Consider the following 24804-nt stretch of genomic DNA (forward strand, 5'->3'; position numbering starts at 1 on the left):
ATTATAATCAGATTTAAAGTGAAGTCAACAAAAACTCCCCCAGAGAAGGACAGTGCCGCGATTGCAGCAACGTCCCTCTTCTGGAGGAGCGGGGAAAGCAGATATTGTATTAGGGTAAGATCAACCCGGATCTAGATGCTGTCGATAAACTCCGTCACCAGCTCCAGAGCAGCGCCCACAGCGGTGGCTTCAAGCTTATATTTACAGACCCGCAGGTAGGAACCATCCTGTTCGAAGGTGTTTTTACGCGCTGCTAACGCCTGAAGATCATCGATGTATTCCTCCATGTAAGCCCCGGCATAGCCGCCGAGAATCACATCGCAATCGTACAACATCCGCAGGTTATTCACTGTAATGACCAGATAGCCCACATACTCCTGCCAGATGGCCTGCTGCTCCTTCTTGCCCTCTCCCAAGAGCCTGAAGAATTCCACAATACTGCCCCCGGTGCTGTCCGAGAGGAGTCTCGCGGAGCAGTAGGCATCGACGCAGCCCTTCTGCCCGCAGTAGCAGGTCCGGCCTCCAGGCAGAATTGTCATATGCCCGAACTCCCCGCTGCGGTAATTCTGGCCTGCATAGATCTGATTACCTACTATAATGGCACCGCCCACGCTATTGTTAAGGGACAGATAGACCACATTGTGTATGTCCTGCTCTCCCCACAGTTCAGTGAGTCCCGCCGCATTCGCATCATTGCTCAGGACGCAGGGATAAGGGATGTATTCGGCGAACCGCCGGACACTGCCTCCCTTGAAATCTATGACTGTAGCATAGCTCACTGTCTGCCGGTCCCCGGATAGAATCGCGGGCAGCGCAATGCCTACACCGAGAATCTGGCTGCGGTCCAGCTGACAAGCCTCTATGAAATCCTCCACCAGCTTGCCTACTCCACGGAAGTAAGTCTCCTCATTCGCAAATGGATAATGATTCCTGACATTCTTAATGATCCTGCCGCTCAAGTCAATGACGACAATTCCCACATGATTCAGGGTAACATCCAATCCGACAGCATAACCCGCCACCCTGTTGCAGGCCAACGACTTGGCCTTACGGCCTCCGGTGGATTCATACAGCCCGGTCTCCTCAATCAGCCCGCGTTCCTGCAGCTCCTTGAGATTCTGTGTCACGGTGGGAAGACTTAGACCTAGCGCCTGCGCAATCTCCTGAATGGAAGTGGACTCACGGTGATACAGGTACCGGTAAATGGCGTTCCGGTTCATCTTTTTAACTTCCATACTGTTCAAGCGATGTGTCGCCATTCGAATCCCCCTCACTTTTACAAATGTACTTTATAATTTTATACATATAATATGCAATCACACCCGTTATAGCAATCATTAGCCGTTTTAATTGTGAATAATTTCACGTATGTGGTTTTATTGTATCAAGAATTGGAAGTCCCGTCATTAATCTTTTGGGACGATGGCCTTAATTCGCCCCTCTTTTCGCAAGTATTCGCATGTTAACGCCGAGGGCTGCCGTGATTGTTGCCAGGCCGGAACAAATAAACGCCATTCCGCCATTCCGGATCAGCCGCTGACGGGTCATCATATCGCTTCATCTCGATTCTTATTTATTCTTAATGCTATAATCCAAGTGGAAGCGGCTTTGCCGTCCTTTTAAAGGACGGTACCGTTTCAGCGAGAAATAGAAGGATAAGTTATCGTGTGCAACATATAAGTTCTATATTTTAAAAAAATGGATTAAGGAGAACGCTAACGCTATGAACCCGAACCAGATACAGAACCTTACAGACCAAAATCGAAACCAGACACTCTCCCAAGAACTGCTAGTCATCTGGGAGAACTCTGTGCGGGCTACGCACCTGTTCCTCACCCTGCAGGATATTGAAGACCTGCGTCCCTTGGTTCTGCAAGGGATTGCAGAGATCCAGCATCTGATTACGCATACCCAACCGGAGGGGCATCCCCTCGGCTTCATCGGGATTCAGGATCAGAAGATTGAAATGCTGTTCGTAGATCCGGCAGTCCGGGGAATGGGTATCGGCAAAAGCCTGGTGGACTATGCCATACACCACTTGAACGTGCATTCCGTCGATGTGAATGAAGACAATCCCCAGGCTACCGGATTCTATGAACATTTAGGCTTCCGGGTCTACGGCCGCTCCAAACAGGATGAGCAAGGCAAGCCTTGGCCCATCCTGCATATGCGGTTATAGCATGAACAGCCGGGATTCCCCCGCGGTCCAAATATTCAGCGCCTGTGTGCGGACTGCCGCATGGCTGCAATTCCTGTACCACCGCAGCCGTTCAGCGGCTTCCGGGCTCCAGTGCAGCGCATGGCCCGCTGCTGCAAGCAGCGGGAGTCCGAGGTACATGGATTCGTAGTGCGGCTCACCCCGCAGCACATCTACCAGTTCCAGCAGCGCCTCCGGCGTCCAATATCCGGCGCTTTGCTCCAGAGTGCCGGTCACTCCGCTGTACACCTCGCTTAATAACAATGGCTGAGCAGATATGCTCTGAGCCATCCGTTTCAGGTACCCGGCCGCTTCCTCTGTGTTATTCCAATCAATCACGGCAATATATAATTTCAGAATCAGGCCCAGCAGAGTCTCATCGGCAGCCAGAATATCGATCATCTCCAGATACAAGGGGCTAAGCTGCACCCTTGTACTCTTGGGCTGACCTGTAAGCTGGTTGATGAGCACCTGCAAGCGTTGCCGGTGGGGCAGATCTCTGTCTGCCGCTGCATTCCATTCCTGTGTCATGGGCGTTGACGCCAGCTGCCGGCAGATCCCGGCCACAACCGCATTCACTTTGCCGTCCCGGGCGGCTTCAATCAGTGTCATCATCGCGAACTCCCAGCTGGAGCTGTCCTTCAGACCCGCAACCGCCTGAGCCGCAGCCGCCGCAACGGTACCTTCATATCCGCTTGTCCACCACTTCATGGAACTATAAGCCTGGCTGCTGACAGATACATCCGGGTGATCGGCAATGGCTATGATTAAGTCCAGATAGCGCGGTCTGTAGGCAAGCGGAAGTGCATCAGGCTGTCGGGACAACAAGCTCACTGCGATATCACGCTCTGGAGAAGCCGCGATGGCGCGCAGCACCTCCCAGCTGCGTTCATCGTCCAGCAGCCCTCTGGCAGCATGCCCTACAGCAATCACCACATCCTTATGCACAGCAGGCTTCGCGAATTCATTCAACAGCAGCGAAAGACTGTCCTCACTTCTATACGCACCAAGCAGGCGGATGGCTTCCTTGCGGACGGTGATCTTCAGCTTCTCCCGGCTCAACAGCGCCTTCAGAGCCTGAGACAGCTGCTGCGGACTGACCCGGCGGATGCACCTTGGGATGGAGTACATCGCTACACGGGCCCGATCACCATCCAGATGCTCCAGCAGCACAGGCAGGGATTTCTCCGGCTCCTCCAGCAGGGACAAGGCATGAAGCGCTGCCTCCGCTACCGCCACCTCTTTGTCCTGTACCAGCTTATACAGCAGCTTCGGGTTCCTATCCGGCATACTCGCCATGACTCTAATCGCTCGCGAACGCTCAAATAGGCTGTACTTGGGACCTAAAGCGATTGTGCTTAACAGGGCACCATACGCCTCCTGCTGGCGCGGCAGCCAGCGGTAGAATCCGTCCGAAGCCGGTACAGGATAGACCGTTTTGCCCGAGAGGAACTTGCCCTTGATCGCAGCCCCCGACAGATAAGGGTCCAGCCATTCCTGACGCTTCAGGTGCAGATGCAAGAATACCTCGTGGATGGTAATATACGATGGATCTGCATCCAGCAGCTCCTTCACCCGTTCATCCCGCGTCTGCAGTGGCTTCAGCCAGAGCCTGGTTGCCTGTATCGCAGTTGCCTCTGTTTTGGCTCGGGCAGCTTCCCGTAAGAGCTGCTGTAGCTTGACGATGCCATAGCCTCTTTTACCAAATGAAGTTGCCAGGCTCAGCACCAGGTTGTAATTCTCACGCTTCCCCGCCTGTGCGGCGTAGGAATAGATACTGTCAAAGATGATCTCTTCCACGCCCCGCGGCATATTCTTCGCAAGGGGCGGCAAAGGGAGCTGCCCGTCCTGCTTCGCCAGCTTCTGGAGCGTGTTCAGCGCGAACTTGAACAGCTCCCCGCCCGGCTCTGCCGCCTGATGGCGCAGAATCGAGAAGGCCAATTGCTGCACAGAGTACCTAGTACCGTAGGAGGTGTCTCTGGCATCAATCACACTGTCCACCAGCACAGTAAGCGCAGGGACATGAGCAGCCTCGTACACAGACGCCGGACTCTCCGACAGCTCCTTGAACACCGCGCTCCGCACAGGGTCCTGATCATTATGGATGCGGCCTAAGGTCAGCAGTGTGGCATCCATTCCCTGCCTTGCAAGAACCGTGCTGCGGATTAGCTGCATCAGCGCCGTTGCGCGCTCATCTGCATTCGATACCCGGGTTGCCTGCTCCAGCTGCTCTCTGACCTGAAGAATCGGGCGGGCGGCGGTGATGCGCAGGGTGCTCTCCCGGTTCTCCCTGATCTCACGTAGGCCCAGCATCCGGGCGGCTTCCCGATCACGCAGTCCATGCGGCAATACATACAGCAGCCTCTCCGGAAAAACCCGCTCCCGGCGCTTCTCCTCCTCATACGCAGCATCAAAAATCTCCTGGCGCTTAGCAGGCGCAAGATGCTCCAGCAGCCGCGTTACATGGTAGGGCTCGTCCGCCAGCAGCTTGGCAAGCTGCGACAATTGGTCCCTGGAGAGGAGCTTCGCCCGCTTGAGCACAGCTTCAGGCACACCATAAGCCATAAGCTCACCACGCGTCTGCGTCCGCATCAGCAGCTCATACACCGCGCCTGGTCTCAGGCGCATCAGTGTGCCGAGATTCGCCTTAAGCGCAGGCGGCAGCATGTCTGCCGGTCCATGGTTCATCGCATAAGCCAGCACCAGGTCAGGCTTGTGATTGCATAGATGCTCCAGCGCGGAGGAGAACCTTGACCAGACCGTCCCCTTGGCCCTAAGCGGAGCTGCTTCCAGCTCTCTGGTGAAATACTCCGCGACCACCTCCAGGTGGCGGCTGGCCAGCTTTTTCCAATCCTTAATGGCGTACCCCAGCTCAGGAAGCCGCGCGCGGACGGTTGCCGCAGAGCAGGCCTGCAGCACAATCGCTGCCTCCACCAGGCCCCACCGGGCCTGTACCACTGGCAATAGCCGTTCCGCCAGCTCCTGGCGGTTGATCAGGGCTACCGTACGCAGCAGCTTGCGGCGGCAATCCTGTGACAGCTGCGGAAGCTCGCGTTCAATCTCTTCGGCTGAAGCGGCTTTGGGCAGCAGGCCCGCAGCCATATTACGGATACTGGCCATGGGGTGCTTCAGCCCCGCCAGAATCACTGGCGCATCCATTGTCGCGATCGCCCCCATCAGAGCCAGACGCGCCTCGTAAGCCCCGCCCTCAAGTAGGGCGGTAAGTAACTGTGAGTATTCCGGGGACCCCAGGTGATCGCGCCCTAGTCTTGTGATTGCTTTGATTCTATCGGAATACCCCTGAGCATCCAGCTCCCCCAGTAAGCGCTCTTTATTCAAAGGGTCTCGTCTCTTAGTCATAAGTCCTCCTCTTGAATCTGTTCTAACCTCTTCCTTATTTTACAAAAAGCGAGCTTCCGCCCGCAACAAGTGGAAACGGCTTTGCCGTCCTTTTGAAGGACGGTAACGTTTCAGCGAGAAATATAAGGATAAGTTATTGAGTGAAACGTATAAATTATATTTCAAAACAAAAGGGTAACCCCGAATCCGGTGCTTCCACCATCTTCAAGATTACCCTCTATACTGCTCACTCTATCAGTCTACTCTTTGTCTTGCTTCGCCTGAACGAACACATACGTGTTCTCGTCCGACAAGGCCGCTTCATACCGGAAGTCAAACCCGTTGAAGCTCTGAATCTCCTCGACGCTGGTAATCTGCTGCTCCGCCATGAACCGGACCATCTCGCCCCTGGCCATCTTGACCAGCGTCGCCCGCTCCACCACCTTGCCGCCGATCTCCTGACCGAATACAACGCTAACCATCCGGACATGGCTGCCCAAGTACGGAGAGATGCATTTGCTGTATTCCTTGGAGGCCAGATTCACAATCGTGTCAGTCTCTGCGAACAACTGGTCCGCTAATCTTCTGTTCCAGAACTCATAGAGAGTACTGAAGCCCGGCCCGCCCAGCTTGGCCTGCATCTCCAGCCTGTAAGGGACCACCCCGTCGAACGGCCGGACGATGCCATAGAACCCGGACAGTATCCGCAAATGCTGCTGCAGATAGTCCAGCTCCTCCGTCTGAAAAATCCCCGGCGCCATGTACTGGTACTGGATGCCCTCATAGGCGAAGATCGCCGGGGTCAGATTCCGGGTTAGATCCATCTCTTCAATCCGCTGCATATTCAGCGCAGCAATAGCGTCATTGCATTTCCACAGCGCCTTGCCTTCTGCATAACTGAGCTTACGAAGCAGGGCCAGGAGCGTCTGTGACTCGTTTAAGAACTGCGGAGCCTGGCGGGATTCCAGGAAATCCGTGTCCGTCTTCATCTTTTTGGCAGGTGAAATGATGATTCTCATGATACGCTCTTTTCTACCCATACGGGAAAATAAATGTACCTCTATACTATCATATTATCTCCCCTGTCGGACCCCGGCCAAGTTATTCAGCAGCAAGCGGTACGAAGACAGAGGCACAGTTCGCCTGGCGGAACCGGGCAATCACATGCCTGCTCCAGTCGCGCGTATACTCAGGGTGGGCGCTCAGGTACAGCTCCTCCAGATGATTGAATGCGGCATCGTACGGGATGCCCGGATTATCGCCGTTCACCTCAAGCTGGGTAATATGCAGATAGATGCCCCCAGGCACAGTCACCTTCTCTACACTGTTAGGAAGGCCATCGAAGCTGCTGACTCTTGTGCCGAAGCAGGAATTCACCTTCCCCTCCTCCCCGCTGTTCACCGGAAACCCGTAATAGTCATGCAGATAATACCGGGCTGCCCCGGTGGCGAATACCTGATCCTGTACGCTAAAATATTTAGTAATCACAAACTCTTCATCCTCCGGCAGCGTCATGCTGCAGGCAATCTTCATCTCCGGCAGCGTCACCGGCTTGAAGCGCAGGGAGCTGAACTGTTCGGCCGTATTCCCCGGCAGGATCACCGGCTCGTATTTGGTAAGAATATCACCGGACTGGTCATATGTATTGAAGCTAAGGCCAGCGGGATTATAGACATAACCCGTATCCTTGCGGAATTCACCCACAAAATATTCATCGGCGTGCATCCGTTCCTCGTAGCCGGTCCGCCCGGCGCTTTTCGATTCATTGATCAGAACCTTGGCATACCGGCAAGCGGGTACGGTCAGCGTCTCCGTATACTCCGGCAAATGCGCAGGCAGCCCCTCGAAGCTGCTCACCTCCATGCCCACAATCACTTTGTAGTTGCCATCCCCCTGAACCTCGGTGCGTACTGTGACGATCTCCCGGCCCTTAATTTGGTGCTCTATCAGACTGGAGAGCAGTGCAATCTCTCCTTCTGCCGCCAGCTTTTTCGTATAAAAGTAATCATTAATCGTACCGCCCGCCTGCCCGGAATCATAATACCCGCCATAGCCCCGGCTCTCATACGATATCGGCAGCGCAATTCCCACGACCTTCATTTCCGGCCTGTCCACAATGCTGCACAGCTCCGTAACCTGCTCTACATGAACCTCACTTAACATCTCCATCTGCTTCAGCTCCTCCACCATTCTCAGGATTACCGGCTTCACACGGGGACTATAGCCTTCAGCTGCTTGCTGCGGCAGTGCTTGCTTGCTCAGATTCATAGGTCAGCTCCTCTCCTGGTTAAGCTCAAGTATAGTCGCTCGCGGTTCGTAAATATTATCACTTCTTAACATCTTTCAGCTTCATCCACACGCTCATGGTTATGGCATCCCGCCGGCCCGGGGCTACTGTCTCATAGATCGTAAACGCAAGCGCCCCCTCCCTGCTCCACCCGTTCTCCCGTACCCAGCGCTCCAAAAGCGCGATAAACATTTCCCGGTCCCCATAGCTGCTGCTCTCAAGCACCGCATACCTGCCAGCGGGAGCCTGCAGAATCTGAAGGCCGCTATCTTCGGCCAGCGCTATCGCTCTCCCCCGTTCCAGCCGGACTCCGCAGGTATAGCGGCCGCCGTGCTGGATGACGCAGAACATGCTTGCCGTTCTTAGTACCTCAGGATGATACCTTGAGCAATAATTCATCACGGCTGCTGCTGCCGCCTCTTCCGCCTGCTCCCCTTCCCTGGACGCAGCCAGAAATTCAAGACCTTCACTCCAGCTCATACTGATCTTGTCATAATCCGTCCGCTTCCTGACCGGCACATACAGAATCAGCTTCTTCACCTCGCAGCCCTTGCGGATATACTCTTCCCCATAGCACTCCTCATCCTGCTCGAACATGCTGGTCCTCAGCCAATTCAGAACCAGATAGTCCCAGGCCAGTCCGATCTCAGCCTCATCGCTTCGGACCGCCAACTTGGCACAGGTTAAGCTGCGTTCCGGGACAACCTCCAGCTCCCGGAAGATACTTCTGGTTAAGCTGTGCATCAAGGCTGGGTCATGCTCCACCGCAAGCTCATAACAGAACAAGCCGCCCTGCGGCTGCCCGTCTCTCCCGAAGAGTCTGCCCTGGTAGGCAGGGAGAAGAGCGTATAACGATTCCAGCGCTTGCTGTTCAATGCCGCCGTGCCTGGTTGAATAGAATTTCATATGTATGGTTGCAGGAAGGATCTCTGTGCTGACGGTTACCTGCCGGACGGCTTCACTGTCGAATCTGGGGAAGAAATAGCAGGCGGTACTTTTTTGATAGGCTAGCGGGGTTAATCTTGTGGCGGATTTCACATACTTGCATAAGGCTTGCTGGGAGCTGTAGCCGCAGGCGTATGCAATCTCAGCAAGCGGACGCTGCGAGCTCCTGATCATCCCGAGTGCCACCGAGAGCCTGCGCTTGCGGATGTACTCTTTGACCGAGTGGCCGGTATAGGTATAGAAGTCACGATACAGCTGCATCAGCGAGGTGTATCCAGCCTGCGCAGCTTGTTCAAGCGGAATCTCCTCATGTAGATGCTCCTCAATGAAGGCGATGGATTGTCTGAAGCGGGTAGTCCCTGGCATAGGCATTCCTCCGGCAGAATGTATATTACATCAGATCTTCATACTTGCGCTTCCCGTGAAGCACCCGTCTAATCTCAACAATATCATCTAATACAACATAGAACACGATGTAATTCTCCACAACCAAAGAACGGTATTCATCCTTTAAGCCAATCATGTTACGAGCAACAGGACTGGAGAATGGAAATAACTCTAACCTGGCAATGGCTTCATCAAACTTATCCAACAGATCATTAGCTGCATCCGGTGCAGCAAGCTCATCGCTCACATAATCCATAATATCCTGCAAATCGGACAGTGCCAATTTCAGATAACGCAGTTTATACTTTTTGTCCATGTGGGTCCTCCCCTAATTCGCCCAAATAACACCTGATCGCAGTTGGCTATAGACTATATGAATGGAATAACTTAAGGACCCTAAATAAAAAAAACGCCTTGGCAGGGCGTTATTGATCTGATTTATTCCGAATCTGCATTCGTAAATTATCGATTACCTCGGAGTGACTATAGCGTTCCTTTGAGGTATCCGCTTCATGTTCAGCTTCTTTAAGTTTCATTATAATCTCTTGGTTCTGTTGGATATTCTCATATTGTTCGATACTCATCACTACCATATCCCCATAACCATTTTTGGTTAAGAAAACAGGCTCATTATTCTCATGAACAATCCGGGATATTTCAGCAAAATGGTTGCGCAAGTCGGATACGGGCCGAATCTGTGGCATTAAACTCCCCTCCTTTTAGCGCTATTTTATCATAATTATGATAACGATTCAATTCCTCCCCATCACCCGAATCACCGTATCAAAAGCTTCCAGCTCTACAACCTGCGGACCATAGTCCGTCTCGATGGTGGTCTGCTGCGGCTGGCCGCTATTGTTAATCACAACCAGGCGCTTGCTCTGCGGATAATATGCGCACTCGGTGTAGAGATTATCCGGGAGGTAGCGGGTCTCCTCCAGCTCATTGCCGGCATAGCGGATCAGATTCAGCAGCAGACGCGTATTCTCCCAGCTGAAGGTAAAGGATGGCAGGTAGATGCCCTTCCCTCTCCCGAAGCTATTCACCGTCAGGGCCAGCTTGCCCTCTGCCTCACGGACCACCGTAGCAGCCCCGCCGGTCAGATAGACATTGTCCTTCGGCCGGATGCTGACGCCATCCGGCACCAGCCCCTGCACCGGTTGAACCTCATAAGCCCATTTGCCATGCGCCACCCTGGCGCCGGTGTCCTCATCCACCCCGAGAACATGCGCCAGCCGGAAGTAGTGATCATAGCCGTCCACGGCGGAAGGCTGATTCACTCCAATGAGCGCACCGCCCTTATATACCCATTCCGTCAAGGCGTCCACTACCTGGCTGTCTTTCCAGTGGTCCCCGCCGCTCCACGCTGAACCAGCGTTGCCTGCATTGATCACCACATCCACATCCTGAAGGGCACCCTGGCGGACATCCCCGAAGTCGATGAAGCGCACCTCCACCGGCAAGCCGGACAAGGCCTCATTGATATGAATCAGGTCATGCATATACGTCTCATGGAAGTGGCCCGACAGGGTCCATGACCGCAGCTTGCCCCACGAGTGCAGAACAGCTACCTTAGTCTTGATGTGATAAGGCTGCCCCTGCCGGTGCAGCTCCTTGATCTCCCTGAATTCATCCGCAATCTTCTCCATGTACGCACAGAAATCCGGGTAAGGCTCAACCAGATGCAGATAGCCGCCCAGGCCGATCCGGTCGACCGGCTCACGCAGGAGGGCGCGCCGGATGTTGATCCAGTATTGCTTCGCATCGAGTGTGGGATTGCCCCCTTCCATGAAGGTAGGTGCACCGCCCAGGCCAACCGGGAACAGATACGGATGCAGCCGGATCTCATGCGTCTCCACCTTCACCCCTGAGCAGAGTCGGGCTTCATAACCCGAGAACACGCATTTGATCATCCCGTCGAAGCCGAACTCCCCGAAGCGGTCATTGTAGGGCTCAGCGCCCACCCAGCTGTCATCGTAGAAGACATACGCCAGCTTGCCGTGCTTATGGACAATGTCAATTAACTGCTTGCCGAACCCGATGACGAAATCGTTGATAAAAGCCATATAGTCGAGCTTACGCTGCTCCGCCGGAATATGGCTGACACGGTATTTGCCGCCGTTCACGAAATCCTCTGCGGTCAGCGAATAACCGTATTGCTCCGCAAACAGATCCAGGCCCCGCGCACTCACCGTGAAGTCGTAGGAGCCCCAGTCCGAGAACAGATGGCGGTTCTGCCCGCTGCTGCCCCAGATCCAGGCAAAATTATAGAATAGAGAGGTGAACCGGACCACTGTCGTTGCCTGATGCTCCCGGCACCAGTCCTCCATCCAGTCCAGCAGGTACTGCCGGGTCCCCTTATACATCGGATCGATCTGCATCAGATGCTCTTTGTCCCAGTGATTCGTCGTGTGGTTGTACATGGAGATCTCTTCCCAGATCCGGTAGGCCATGAAGCTGACGGTATATTTATGCCAAGGCGTAATGCCGGTTAACACCACATTGCCGGACTCCCGGTCGTAATTCCACTGCTCCCCCGGCACCTCCTTCCCGGTTGTCCGGTCGTACACCTGCCAGTACTTGAATGCCTCACGGGAATCATTCACCCTGAATTGCTCTGCGAAGAAATCCTCCAGCAGATAGATGGATACGTAATCCTGCACAGCCACCTTCGGACTCGTAATCAGGAAGGTCTGCTGCAGCTTGTCCGGGTTCCTCGCCGCCCAGCCGTTATGGTCGCGGATGATGCACAGGGTCGAATAGATGCCGTAACCGGCATTAATAATCTCTTCTGACAACTGCGTGCCGTCACTGTCACGAATGACATCGGCCCCCCAGCGTTCGGCAAGCTTCAGCGTCAGTGCTTCATAACCGGCTTCCCCCGGCAGGGTAAAAGCTCCTGTGGAGCCTGTAGATAATTTCGGCAACGGGAATTCCTCCTATTTCAACAGATCCGACAGGAACGCAAGCGCGAGGCCCTGGCCCCAGCCCTGAGTCCAGTCCTTGGGAATATGGCGGTACCCTTCACGGTCCTTCATGACGGCCGTACCGCCCGATACATTCAGTACACGTCCGTCTTCAGTGATGTTCTCCAGAATGCCCTTCAGGGCCTTTTGCACATATTTGGTATGCAGCGGATTGCCGTTATTCACCATGGCCGCAGCGATCCCGCAGGATGCCGACACCTCTTCATAGGACTCCTCATCGTCCAGCAGCGTACGCCACAGGCCGTCCTCCGTCTGTACCAGCTTCAACGCCGCCAGCTGATCCCGGAGCGAGCACTCCACATCCATACACTGCGGGTACAGGTACCACTCCTTAAGCAGCGGCTTCACCTGCGACATCGTATAGGCTCCCCAGGCGTTCGCCCGGCCCCAGTACAGCCCGGACATATGGTCCTGCTTCACATGGTTATAGCCGTGGAACCAGAGGCCGGTGCTGGGGTCCTGTAAATATTTGATGTGCCAGTAATACTGGTTAAGCGCGTCCTGGATCAGCTCCTGATCCTCCAGCTTGCTGCCCACACGCAGCAGGAAGAATGCCGCCATGAACAGCGTATCCGCCCAAGCCTGCTCCGGGAAGTCATTGGACACCGAGACCGTATGCTGCAGCACCTGATCCCCGAACCGAAGCGCGCTCCCCCGGATATAGCCGATTTTACTCATGACAATATCCCAGTACTTCTGGTCCCCGGTCTCTTCGTACAACGTGATCAGCATATGGCCCATGGCACAGGTGTTGACCGTCCAGTCTGGCAGCCCCAGCTCAATATATTCATCTACCCACTTCACCAGCTGGTTCAGATACTCCTGGTTTCCCGTGGTCTGGTAGGCTCTGGACACCCCATAATAGGCAACGCCGCAAGGCCACTCCCACGTTAAATCCATCGCCAGTGTCTTCCTTGCCACTTTATCGATTACACTTAAGATTTCTTCCCGGTTATATTTAACTTGAAGCATATGTATTCCCCTCTCCTGTTCCCTGCGTCTCTGAAGGCAGCTATTATCCGTCCATCCGCTTGGAAGCGCTTTACAGAATCTATTGTAAGCAGTAAAATGTTCTACATCTAAGCACATTCACATCAAAACTGCGCAGTTTCGACCCTTTATTCTTCATTCCTATTCTAACGCAAGAAGGACAGGAGCTGCTGAAGATGCCCAGAAAAAAGAAACCCGTCATTGAGTACCGCCACTACAGCCTGCCGATCCATTTCCCTGTCCTGCTGCTCAGCGGCGAACGCTGGAAGATCTCTGACATCAAGAGCGAGCACCTTCATTTTCACAACCACCTGGAGATCGGGATCTGCTATTCAGATAGCGGGATTATGGAGATTAAGGGCGAGAACGTGCCTTTTGCCGCCGGGGATGTGACCTTCCTGCCGCGGTATCTGCCCCATACGACATACAGTTCTCCGGGGGAGGCCAGCCTGTGGTCCTATCTGTTTTTCTCGCCGGAGGATCTGTTTCAGCATTCCTTCAAGAGTGCCTACGCTGGCTTCGAGCCGAATCTCTGGGCAGTGCAGGGTGCGAACTGTATTCTGAGCAGGGAAAAGCACCCCCTCGTCTATACGCTGGCTACCTCCATCGTCTTCGAATTACAGCAGCAGAAGCCTTACTATCAGGAGAGTGCATACGGCTTATTGCTGTCCCTGTACATTGAGCTGCTCCGCATCCATTCTACGAACGAAGCCTTGAGCGGCCAGGAGGCTGGGCATACGCTCCTCGGTGACTTCGCTATCGCCCCCGCGCTGGTGTATATCACCCGCAACTATATGGCGCCGATGACCATCGATGACCTGGCCGGGCTGTGCCACTTGAGCACCACCCATTTCCGCCGCAAATTCCATGATACGATGGGCACCGCCCCCCTGGATTTCCTGAGCAGCACCCGGATTGAGGAAGCCTGCAAGCAGCTTAAGAGCACCGAGGATTCAATTCTGGAGATCTCGGAGAAGGTCGGCTTCCACTCCATCTCCAGCTTCAACCGCTGCTTCTCCAAGCTGATGGGCGTCCCGCCCAAGGAATGGCGCAAGGGTGCGCAGTCGGAGGCGCAGTCGGCGAAGGCGAGTATTCTGGAGTTCACGGGGTGGGTGTGAGCCTCCATATCACGGGGAGGTCTTCCTCCCCGGCGGATAGACCTGCAGAGGACTGACATTTGAGGAAGGATTAGAGTTCTAATGGGGGGGGAGTCTGCCGCACAGCCTAAATGTTATTTTCTTGCCAGTGCTACTCTTCTTATACTTTCTTTGGTCCAGGGAGGAGCCAGGGGGTGATCCATAATTTCATCGTGGGTCATCCAATGTACGGCTTCCACTTCATCAGGACTCCGGGTGGTTGCTGTACCACTCTCGTATTCACATAGGAACACCATATTGATGACATTGCGTCCGTCCTCTGTCACGAAGGAGGAGCTATACACAAAAGTAACCGCATCCTTGATCACGATGCCAACCTCCTCATCGCATTCGCGCTTCACCGTCCGTTCGAGGATTTCGAGCGAGTTGCCCTCAATATCCACTTTCCCTCCTACAAGAGCCAGAGTCCCTCCTGCATGCTCTTCTTTGGTACTCCGTGTAATCACAAGCCACTTATCTTCCTTGCAGATTGCTGCTTCTACATTAACAATGAACATACCGCCATGCCCCTCTCCTGAAAATTCTGTTATAGCCAATTATAGCAAGAACCAGACCTCATATAGCAAATACAAGGCTTCCAATCTCCCGGGTAATCAGCAAGTGGACAAACGTATCTTAATTTATCGCTTTCTGGCGATTGTACGCAAACAGGTGGAAAAACAGCAACTAATTCTAGTGATTGTGCCAATTCCGCTGAATTGTGATTCAATAAGTAACATTTATCCAACTACTGTCCCTTCAGGACTCGTCCGCTCTACAGCAAGTGTATAAAATCCAACTGCTTCCGCACAGCACCCCACCCCTCCCAGCTCGAAATTCCCCTATTATTGGGTACACGCTAAATGCCAAAATTCTAATGCCAAAAAAAGCGAATTCAGCCTATGACTGAATCCGCTTTTTCTGGTTTGCCCAGTTTAATTCATACTATTAATCAATCAACTCTGACTTCTGGAGCAGACGCTGGATCAGCACCGCCACTTCTGCGCGGGTGACGTTAGCCTGTGCCTCCAGCTTATTGCCACCGCGGCCGGTGATTAAGCCGGCGGATGCTGCGAGCGCCAGACTGTCCTTCGCCCAGGCGCCAACGCGGCCTGCATCTGTGAAGGCTGCAAGCACACCAGCGGTGTCCACTGTGCCGGTCTGTTCTGCGAGACCGGTCAGCTTCATCGCCTTAGCGATGATGTTCATGGCCTGCTCGCGTGTGATCCGGTCTCCAGGACGGAAGCTTCCATCCTCGAAGCCGGTAATCAGCCCCGCCCCGGACGCTGTCCCAACTGCTGCTGCATACCAGCTATTCGCCGGAACATCTGCGAACTTCGCAGCTCCCTCTCCAAGCTTCAGGCCCAGACCGCGTACGATGATTGCTGCGAACTCTGCACGGGTGATGTCGGCGTTCGGGTTGAACGTGGATTCGTTCACCCCGTTAATGACCAGACGGGAGCCCATGTCATTCACAGCATTCTTCGCCCAATGCTTCTCCACATCCACGAATGTCAGCGGATGCCAGACCACAGAATAGGTGCTGTTCGTCAGACTGTTGATCTCTGCGTAGTATTTACCATCCTTCTGGATGATTCTGGTCGGTACATGACGCACCGTTCCATCCGGATCGACAACGATACCAGTTGTAAGCCGGTTCGGGTTAACCCCCTGCGGAAGCGCTACTGTCCGCGATACATATACATTGAACCGGCTCACCTCTACTGTTGAGGTTCCGGAAGAAGCAGTAACTGTGAAATCCAGGATAGGCGCTGCAAGGGTCAGGCCGCCCCTGCTTGCCGCAGCGGTGACCACCTGATTCATGGCAGCCGAAGCATCACCAATGGTAATTCTCAGCGTAATGTCCTCCAGCTTAGCTCCGTTACCTAATCTTGCGGCCAATGCGCCGATGTTAATCTCGGATGCAGGCAACGTATAGCTGCCCTTGCTGGTCTGAAGCACCAGGGTGGCCGCCACATTCTCCATATTCTTGATCATCTGGCCGCTCAATTCGCCGACAATCACATTCGAATCCAGCATCATCGGGATAGTTACTACAGCGCCGTTCCCCTCGGCATCCAGCTTCGCCTGCAATCTGGCCGGATCTACCGCGATGGTCGTCGTTCTAAGGTTACCGGAGATCGTGGTCGTTGCTTTGCCCGCGTTCTCCTCCTTGCCGTTCACAAGGACAATCACATCGGTAACCGTACTGGCCGCATTCCCGGAAGGGGTCCCGCTGTTCGGGTTACTTCCGCTGCCCGGGCTGACCGGATCGGGAGTTGTCGTTACCGGAGTAGTCAGCGCAACTACTGCAATGACGCTGCCGTATTTTACTACCATACCTTCCGCATCTACCTCAGCAATGCCAATCGTATCCCCATCGGCTGCCGGAATCAGCCCTTCACTGCCTACAAGCGTGTATCCGGTCAGAAGGTCTCCCACATTCGGCACGACGATGCTGCCCGTACCAAAGTTCTTATACAGCAGCTTATGTCCTTCAGCCGGTGCAGGTGTAACCTTGATTTGTGTATAGCCGTTACTCTCTGCACCACCCGGATCACTGGCACTCACAGCCAAGTCCCCGGCAGGGATCAAGACATTCGTTGTAAAAGTCAGCGCAGTTGCCGGTCCCGCAGGAACCGATCCGCTCGCCGCCACCCGTACCTTTACGGCATGCTCGCCGCTGAGGTCCGGCAGGTTCGTTCCGTCATAACGTACGAAGGGTCCGTCATCCACGGAGAATTCCATGCTGGTGTTCAGGCCCACAATCGTATTGTTCAGATCATCCGCCACCACTTCCGGAGCCGCCGGGATCACGGCATCTGAGTCATGCACAGTCACCTGAGCAATAGCAGAAGCAAAGTCCGTTGACGTAGCTTTCACCCGCACATAATATGTGCCTGGTGCAAGACCGGTAATCGAAGTGTCTGTAACTTCTGTCCAAGCCTCTGTGTCCCCAATCTGGTATTCCATCTGGACGGTCAGATTCTGCAGTGTTCCGTCATTGGCTCCGTTATAGGTCACATCCGTGACACTCACTCCGACTGGAGCGGCCTGACGCGCGGGAACACTCAACACTTGCGCATCACTATCGGTGGTAGTCACCCCGTCGCCCGTCTTCACGATAATCAGGGTGGTTCCCAGCCAGCTGCCGTCTAGCGGCAGCGTTCCATCCGTGGTGGCCGTAACAGCCGTACCATTTACGGTGTATCCCCCTTCTGGAATCAGACCTGTCAATCGCTCTGCGGCGTAATCAATCACCGCCGCAGGCGTCACTTCCGCCTCAGATGCAAAGGAGGTCACTGTCACTTCCACCGCAGCTGAGCTGAACGCCGTTGCTGTCGCCTTCATGCGGACTTCATAGACGCCTGGTGCAAGGCCTGTGACGGTGGTGCCTGTAACATCTGTCCATGCGCCTGCTGTACCTTTTCTGTATTCCATGGCTGTTGTCACATTCGTGAGCGTGCCATCCTTCGCATGAATCGCTGTTTCATCCGTTGCTGTTACTCCGGCAGGTGCTGCCGGACGGGCAGGAATATTCAAGGTCTGCGCCGCACTATCTATGGTTGTGGATGCATTCCCCTGCTTCACTAGGCTCAGGGAGCTGCCCAGCCAAGAGCTATCCAGCGCCAGCTTGCCGTCTGCATCTGCTGTTACTGTCAACGAACCATTCAGTGTATACGTACCGTTCGCAGTCAGACCGCTCAGCTGCTCAGCCTCGTAGTCAATGACCGCTGTTGGAGTGGCTTCCAGTGTGGGTACGTAGGCACTCACCGGTACAGCTTGTGCTTCCGAGGCAAAAGCTGTCACCGTACCCTTCGTACGGACATAGTACGTATCCGGGACCAACCCGCTTACGCTGGTGCCTGGAACATCTGTCCATGCGCCTGCTGTACCTTTTCTGTATTCCATGGCTGTTGTCACATTCGTAAGCGTACCGTTCTTCGCGTTAATCGCCGTCTCATCCGTTGCCGCAACTCCCGCAGGCGCAGCCGGACGGGCAGGAATAGTCAAGGTCTGCGCCGCACTGTCAATGGTCGTTGACGCATTCCCCTGCTTCACAAGGCTAAGGGAGCTGCCCAGCCAGCTGTTATCCAGCGCCAGCTTGCCGTCTGCATCCGCTGTTACGGTCAACGTACCGTTCAGTGTATACGTGCCATTCGCCGTCAGACCGCTCAGCTGCTCAGCTTCGTAGTCAATGACCGCTGCTGGTGTGGCTTCCGGTATCGCTACATACGCTACCACATTCACGATGTGTGCTTCCGAGGCAAAAGCCGTCAAAGTCGCCTTGGTCTGGACGTAGTACGTACCCGGAGCCAGCCCCGTCACTGTTGTTCCCGTCACATCCGTCCACACGCCTGCGGCACCTTGCTTATACTCCATGGCCGGAGTCACATTCGTAAGCGTACCGTTCTTCGCGTTAATCGCCGTCTCATCCGTTGCCGTAACTCCAGCAGGTGCTGCCGGACGAACAGGAATGCTCACGGTCTGCGCCGCACTGTCAATGGTCGTGGACGCATTTCCCTGCTTCACAAGGCTCAGAGAGGTTCCCAGCCAAGAGCTATCCAGCGCCAGCTTGCCCGCCGCATCCGCGTATATCGATAACGTGCCATTCACCGTATAGAGACCATTCGCCATCAGACCGCTCAGTTGCTCGGCCCCATAGTCAATCACCGCTGCCGGGGTTGTCTCTATCGTTGGCACATACTCTTTCACCGTTACACTATGCGATTCCGATATAAAAGACGCCGCCGTCATTTTCACACGGACCTCGTACGTACCTGGAGCAAGCCCCGTCACTGCTATACCAGTCACATCAGTCCATACTCCCCCGGTACTTAGCTTGTACTCCATCGCTGAAGTTACATTCTCAAGCTTACCGTTGTTCGCCTCTATTCCCATTTCATCCGTTGCCGTCACACCTGTTGGTGTCGCCGGACGGGATGGAATGACCAGCACCTGCGCCGCACTGTCTACGGTTGTCGTAGAATTCCCCTGCTTCACAATACTCAGGGACTCTCCCAGCCAGCTCTGCTCCAGCGCAAGCGTACCATCCGCCGTCGCCGTTACCGCCGTACCGTTCACGGTATAAGCGCCATTCGCCGTCAGACCGCTCAGTTGCTCGGCTGCGTAGTCAATCACCGCTGCCGGGGTTGGCTCTGCTAATGGCACATAAGCATTCACCGTTACACTATGCGCTTCCGATACAAAAGACGACGCCGTCAATCTCACACGGACCTCGTACGTACCCGGAGCAAGCCCCGTCACCGTTGTACCGGTCACATCCGTCCATGTTCCCAATGCGCCTTGCTTATACTCCATCGCAGCAGTCACATTCGTAAGTGTACCGTTGTTCGCCTCTATTCCCATTTCATCCGTTGCCGTCACACCTGTTGGTGTCGCCGGACGGGATGGAATGCTCAGCACCTGCGCCGCACTGTCTACGGTTGTCGAAGCATTCCCCTGCTTCACAATACTCAGGGACTCTCCCAGCCAGCTCTGCTCCAGCGCAAGCGTACCGTCCGCCGTCGCCGTTACCGCTGTACCGTTCACGGTATACGTGCCATTTGCCGTCAGACCGCTCAGTTGCTCGGCCTCATAGTCGATCACCGCTGCCGGTGTCGGCTCCAGCGCTGGCTTGAACAGCGATACAGTTGCCGTCTGCGGCGAACCGCTGACTGTGTATCCGCTTGGCGAATTCACAGCCACGGATACATCGCCCTCGGCGGTCACTGAAGTAAGTGCAAGGCTCCAAGCGGTCCCCAACCCGCTCAAGGAACCTTTTACCGCAGAGCCTGTACCATCTGTAATCGTGATATCATCTGCCGTCAATCCGGTAATCGCAGCATCAAAAGTCAGATCAATCTTCGTTGAAGTTGTGGTTCCTGGCACACCGTCCGCTACAGCCGATTGCAGCACAACCGGGACTGTAGGTCCGGGGACATACTCATACGCTCCGATATCTACCGTTCCACCATAAATACGCGCTCCTCCCGCCAGATCCAGGGCTCCAGCTGTTTTCGTGTTATCCCCCTGATCAATTGCCGATACAGCAGAGCCCTTCAGACTGAAGTTGCCGCCAGCCGCATCAACAAACGGATCGCCGGAAATGACATTACTCCCGCTCTGCACAAGGGTATCGTTATTATAATTGTAGAATAATTCCTCCAAAGTGCCTGCCGTAGCGGCCTCCATCTTGTTACTAATCAGCACATTATTGTAGATATCCAGTGAGCTGGAGCCGGGGGAACTGGACACAGCATACATTGCCGGACCATAAGATGCCCCCGTCCCAGTATTGTTCACATGGTTGTTATAGAATGTATTATTCCAGACCTTCAGATGCGGATCTAACATTACACCGATGGCCGATCCGTAGGAATCTTCTGTAGAATTACTATTTGAGCGATTATTAGCAAACAGAGAATTGCTGATTACGCCATCCATATAACTATTGTAGTATAGCGCAGCCCCCTGAGTTGTTTCAGTTGTGGCGGTAGCTGTGAGTACATTATCTGTGAATACTACCCGGTCAAGATCGACTTTGTATGGAGCAGTAAGTGCCGCTAGAGAGGCGATCGAGCCGGTCTTCTTATACGTCATTGTATTTGCTTCAAAGATTACGTTATTCAGTTGAATGCTGCTATAGAGATTGCCGCCGACTCCCAGCGCAGAGCCGAAGGAATCATACTTGCCGCTGCTGTCGGTGATATCAAAGCCAGTCAGACGGATATCCGACATTTCGAATACCCCCGAACCGGTGGCCAGAATGCCCCGGTGTCCATTGCCGTTAATCGTTATGGCCGGATGACCCGTTGCATCCTGCAAGCCGGTAAGCTTGAAGCCGCCGGCTGAAGCGTCGCCGATGGTCGTACCTTTCCAGTCCTGATCATTCCAGCCCGTCAGATCCGACTGAAGCGTAATCGTCTGGCCCGCAAGCGAAGGGTCGAAATCAACCTGCCCGCCGCTGACTGCCCCCGCCTGTTCAATGGCCCAGCGCAGCGAACCCGCACCGCTGTCATTCGTATTGGTCACCGTAAACACATGATTGCCTTGAGGCGGGGCTCCATTATCAAACAGCTTGCCGGTTATCCTGTAATGGCTGGCATCCGTATTATCTGTTTTGATGAAGACAACTTTATCGCCGAAGGCGGGATACAAAGAGAATTTCGGATAATATTCCACAGCGTACATCCAGCTCTGCTCATCATACCCCTGCATAACCACCGGAGCGGAATCGACCGGTTGAGCCGAGGTAAGGATCAGATTCCCGTCATAGCCATAATAATTCAGGTAAGCATACTGGGTCCCTGACCAATCCTTACCATTGTAGTACGCATCGTTGATGGCATCATTTGACGCAGAATCCGTACTAATGGTTACGAATCCCGGCAACGCACCGCTCCTGTACACAGCAGCTGAAGCCTCACCCATATAGCCGTTTACCGTAAATCCTCCTTGGCTCGTTCCAGAGTTATCATATAAGGAAACTTCGGAGCTTCCCGTTTGCCAGTGATATTGGCTGAACATGAAATTCCCGTTGTTCAGCGTAGACAGATATAGCTGTTTCTCATCTGTTCTTGCGCCAACAGTAATTGTATTTAAGAGCGCTCCATTATTGCTGAACAGCTTCAGATATATATTATCGTTCGGGCTTCCTGAATTATAAGCAACCATATATACGCCGTCACCAGCGGATACATAGGACATGCTCGCATTAGCACCTACCAGAAGCGTTTCGCTTGATACAGGTGTACCCGCAGCGGTGAACACACGGGTAGCCGTGCTTACATTGTCATTTCTTTGCCAGGAAAAAGCTATATCACCGTTAGATAACTCCGCTATCGACACAAAGCGTGTGAGTTGCGGAAGACTTGCATCACTATAGGTATTAATCTGAGTCTGGCTGGTCAACTTCTGTCCGTACTGGTTAAGGACCATGAAGTAGGTATTGGGGGTGCTCTCGATAACCGTTCCTAATGGAAGGTTGGTAGGACTGCTATCGCTTTTGTTATACGTAATCAATAGATCCCCGTTACTTAGCGCAAGCATATTCACATCCGTCATTTGGTAATAGGTATCCATTAAAGTGCTAAGGTTAATATCCGTAACAAGCGTCCCTGTATTGTCAAAGACTTTTAAATAATGAGTGTAGACGCTTGAATTACCAACATATGCAAATGTGCTTAAAATTACTGCCGTCTTCCCGTTCGGAAGTCCCTCCGCATCTGTAACACTCTTGTTCGTGGTATTCACTAACGAAGGCTCGATAACAAAATCCGCTGTTTTATTAAATGACGGCACCGCCGCATAAGCACGGAGTGACATCATGGGCAGCAGCCCGATCACCAATACCAGAGCCAGCCCGATCTTCCCCATTTTCTTTAACATCGCTTTCCTCCTTGTCGAATGAACATTTCCATAATATTGATAACGCTTCCGTAAAACTCTGAACATGCTGCACACACTCTGCACATGCCCGGCATTAGCAAGCATTAGTTTTCCATAATGGTTTATCGACATTTTCCGCGATAAATTTAACTTATTCGACAAAATATTATGTTTAATTACGATATTTTTGTATCTTTATTACTTGCATATTTCATGACGGAGCTTCCTCCACTCCTTAAGCAAGACACATAGCAGAAAAAGCGGATTCAGCATGAGCTGAATCCGCTTTTTTCACTTTCCATCTCCATTTAGTCAATCAAATCTGACTTCTGCAGCAACCGCTGCATGAGAACCGCCACTTCTGCACGTGTGACATTAGCCTTGGCTTCCAGCTTGTTACCGCCGCGGCCGCTAATCAGGCCGGCCTTGGCTGCTAGTGCCAAACTATCTTTTGCCCAGCTGCCTGCAAGTCCTGCATCGGTAAAGGCTGCAAATACACCTGCTGTATCCACTGTGCCGGTCCGGTCTGCGAGACCGGTCAGCTTCATCGCCTTAGCGATGATCGTCATCGCCTGTTCGCGTGTAAGCTTGGCATCCGGACGGAAATTTCCGTCTTCGAAGCCGTTGATCAGACCATACTCCGAAGCCGTTTGTACCGCCCCTGTATACCAGGCATTCACTGGCACATCTGCAAAAGAAGTTGCTCCTTCTCCGATCCTCAGTCCCAGCCCGCGCACAATAATTGCTGCGAACTCTGCCCGGGTGATATCCGCATTCGGGTTAAACGTGGTTTCGTTCACCCCATTAATGACTAACCGCGAGCCCATATCATTTACCGCAGCCTTCGCCCAATGCTTCTCCACATCTGCGAAGGTCAACGGATGCCAGACTACGGAATACGAGCTATTCGTTAGACTGTTTATCTCGGCATAATATTTACCATTTTTCCGGATGATTTGGGTTGGTACATGACGCACCGTTCCATCCGGCTCTACAACGATACCTGTTGTAATCCGGTTCGGGTCAATGGCTCCAGGAATCTCCACCGTACGTTTCACATAAGCGTCAAACCGGTTGATTTCCACTGTGGCATTACCGTAGGTCCCAGTGACTGTGAAGTCTAGAGAAGGTGCAACCAGGTCAAAGCCGCCTTTGCTTGCTGCCACGGCTATCACTTGATTCATTGTTGCAGAGGACTCGCCGATCGTAATCTTCAGCTTGATATCCTCGAGCTTCACACCGGTGCCAAATTGCCGGGCCAACGCCCCAATGTTAATTTCTGCTGCTGGTAAAGTATAAGAAGCCTTGCTGGTCTGGAGTACAAGCGTTGCCGCTGCATTCTCCATATTCTTGATCATCTGACCGTTCAACTCGCCAACGAAAATATTGGAATCCAGCATCACCGGAATCGTAACCACTGCCCCAATGCCTTCCGCATCCAGCTTGGCCTGGAGCTTGAGCGGATCTACGGTAATGATCGTAGTTTTTGTATTGCCGGAAGTAGTTGTCGTCGCTGTGCCGGCATTCTCCTCCTTGCCGTTCACAAGGACGATCACATCGGTAACCGTACTGGCCGCATTCCCGGAAGGGGTCCCGCTGTTCGGGTTACTTCCGGAGCTTGGGTTATTGCCGCTGCCCGGGCTGACCGGATCGGGAGTCGGCGTTACCGGAGTAGTCACTGCAACTACTGCAATGACGCTGCCGTATTTTACCACCATGCCTTCCGCATCTACCTCAGCAATGCCAATCGTATCCCCATTGGCTGCCGGAATCAGCCCTTCACTGCCTACAAGCGTGTATCCGGTCAGAAGGTCTCCCACATTCGGCACGACGATGCTGCCAAGACCAAAATTCTTATACAGCAGCTTATGTCCTTCAGCCGGTGCAGGGGTAACCTTGATTTGTGTATAGCCGTTACTCTCTGCACCACCCGGATCACTGGCACTCACAGCCAAGTCCCCGGCAGGGATCAAGACATTCGTTGTAAAAGTCAGCGTAGTTGCCGGTCCCGCCGGAACCGAACCGCTGGCCGCAACCCGTACCTTCACGGTATGCTCGCTGCTGAGATCCGGCAGGTTCGTTCCGTCATAACGTACGAAGGGTCCGTCATCCACGGAGAATTCCATGCTGGTGTTCAGGCCCACA

At 53.7% G+C, this 24804-nt stretch carries 14 protein-coding genes; 2 read left to right on the forward strand and 12 right to left on the reverse strand.

The window, feature by feature from the left end; genetic code table 11:
• Positions 1 to 131: 131 nt before the first annotated feature.
• Positions 132 to 1259 carry an ROK family transcriptional regulator gene (locus tag C173_RS26315; RefSeq protein WP_036730706.1) on the reverse strand — a complete coding sequence of 376 codons (1128 nt, stop codon included), beginning with the start codon at positions 1257 to 1259 and terminating at the stop codon, positions 132 to 134.
• Positions 1260 to 1723: 464 nt separating this feature from the next.
• On the opposite strand from C173_RS26315, the gene C173_RS26320 reads away from it, so the two are divergent.
• Positions 1724 to 2179, forward strand: a complete 456-nt coding sequence (locus C173_RS26320) for a GNAT family N-acetyltransferase (protein WP_036730709.1) — start codon at positions 1724 to 1726, stop codon at positions 2177 to 2179.
• Here C173_RS26320 and C173_RS26325 read toward each other — a convergent pair.
• The 8 genes from C173_RS26325 to C173_RS26360 form a co-directional block, all read right to left on the reverse strand.
• Entirely contained in the window at positions 2174 to 5557 is a 3384-nt protein-coding gene (locus tag C173_RS26325) for a HEAT repeat domain-containing protein (protein ID WP_036730711.1), read from the reverse strand. The genes C173_RS26320 and C173_RS26325 overlap by 6 nt on opposite strands.
• 239 nt (positions 5558 to 5796) lie before the next feature.
• Positions 5797 to 6555, reverse strand: coding sequence for a peroxide stress protein YaaA (gene yaaA / locus C173_RS26330; protein ID WP_036730713.1), 759 nt, complete (start codon positions 6553 to 6555; stop codon positions 5797 to 5799).
• A gap of 82 nt (positions 6556 to 6637) precedes the next feature.
• The gene (locus C173_RS26335) at positions 6638 to 7804 is read right to left on the reverse strand and encodes a GyrI-like domain-containing protein (protein WP_036730715.1); all 1167 of its coding nucleotides are present in this window, start codon (positions 7802 to 7804) and stop codon (positions 6638 to 6640) included.
• 58 nt (positions 7805 to 7862) lie between these two features.
• On the reverse strand, positions 7863 to 9134 hold the full coding sequence (locus tag C173_RS33080; RefSeq protein WP_051478444.1) for a helix-turn-helix domain-containing protein: 1272 nt from the start codon (positions 9132 to 9134) through the stop codon (positions 7863 to 7865).
• 25 nt (positions 9135 to 9159) lie between these two features.
• Positions 9160 to 9471, reverse strand: coding sequence for a type II toxin-antitoxin system RelE/ParE family toxin (locus C173_RS26345; protein ID WP_036730717.1), 312 nt, complete (start codon positions 9469 to 9471; stop codon positions 9160 to 9162).
• Between the two features lie 109 nt (positions 9472 to 9580).
• Positions 9581 to 9859: a type II toxin-antitoxin system Phd/YefM family antitoxin gene (locus tag C173_RS26350; protein ID WP_036730719.1), complete on the reverse strand. Its 279-nt coding sequence runs from the start codon at positions 9857 to 9859 to the stop codon at positions 9581 to 9583.
• A gap of 48 nt (positions 9860 to 9907) precedes the next feature.
• Entirely contained in the window at positions 9908 to 12082 is a 2175-nt protein-coding gene (gene gnpA, locus C173_RS26355; RefSeq protein WP_036730720.1) for a 1,3-beta-galactosyl-N-acetylhexosamine phosphorylase, read from the reverse strand.
• A 12-nt stretch (positions 12083 to 12094) separates the two neighbouring features.
• Positions 12095 to 13114, reverse strand: coding sequence for a glycoside hydrolase family 88/105 protein (locus tag C173_RS26360; RefSeq protein WP_036730724.1), 1020 nt, complete (start codon positions 13112 to 13114; stop codon positions 12095 to 12097).
• Between the two features lie 194 nt (positions 13115 to 13308).
• Between C173_RS26360 and C173_RS26365 the strand changes: the two genes are divergently transcribed.
• Positions 13309 to 14250 (forward strand): AraC family transcriptional regulator, encoded by a 942-nt coding sequence (locus C173_RS26365; RefSeq protein WP_036730727.1) that lies wholly within the window; start codon positions 13309 to 13311, stop codon positions 14248 to 14250.
• Between the two features lie 113 nt (positions 14251 to 14363).
• On the opposite strand, the gene C173_RS26370 is transcribed toward C173_RS26365, so the two are convergent.
• The 3 genes from C173_RS26370 to C173_RS26380 form a co-directional block, all read right to left on the reverse strand.
• The gene (locus C173_RS26370) at positions 14364 to 14786 is read right to left on the reverse strand and encodes an NUDIX domain-containing protein (RefSeq protein WP_036730730.1); all 423 of its coding nucleotides are present in this window, start codon (positions 14784 to 14786) and stop codon (positions 14364 to 14366) included.
• A gap of 430 nt (positions 14787 to 15216) precedes the next feature.
• Positions 15217 to 22659, reverse strand: coding sequence for an S-layer homology domain-containing protein (locus C173_RS26375; RefSeq protein WP_036730734.1), 7443 nt, complete (start codon positions 22657 to 22659; stop codon positions 15217 to 15219).
• Between the two features lie 308 nt (positions 22660 to 22967).
• On the reverse strand, positions 22968 to 24804 hold a 1837-nt coding region (locus C173_RS26380), incomplete at its 5' end, for an S-layer homology domain-containing protein (RefSeq protein ID WP_162174716.1).

Origin of the sequence: Paenibacillus sp. FSL R7-277 (genome assembly GCF_000517965.1) — a bacterium.
GTDB classification, from domain to species: Bacteria; Bacillota; Bacilli; order Paenibacillales; family Paenibacillaceae; genus Paenibacillus_AQ; species Paenibacillus_AQ silagei.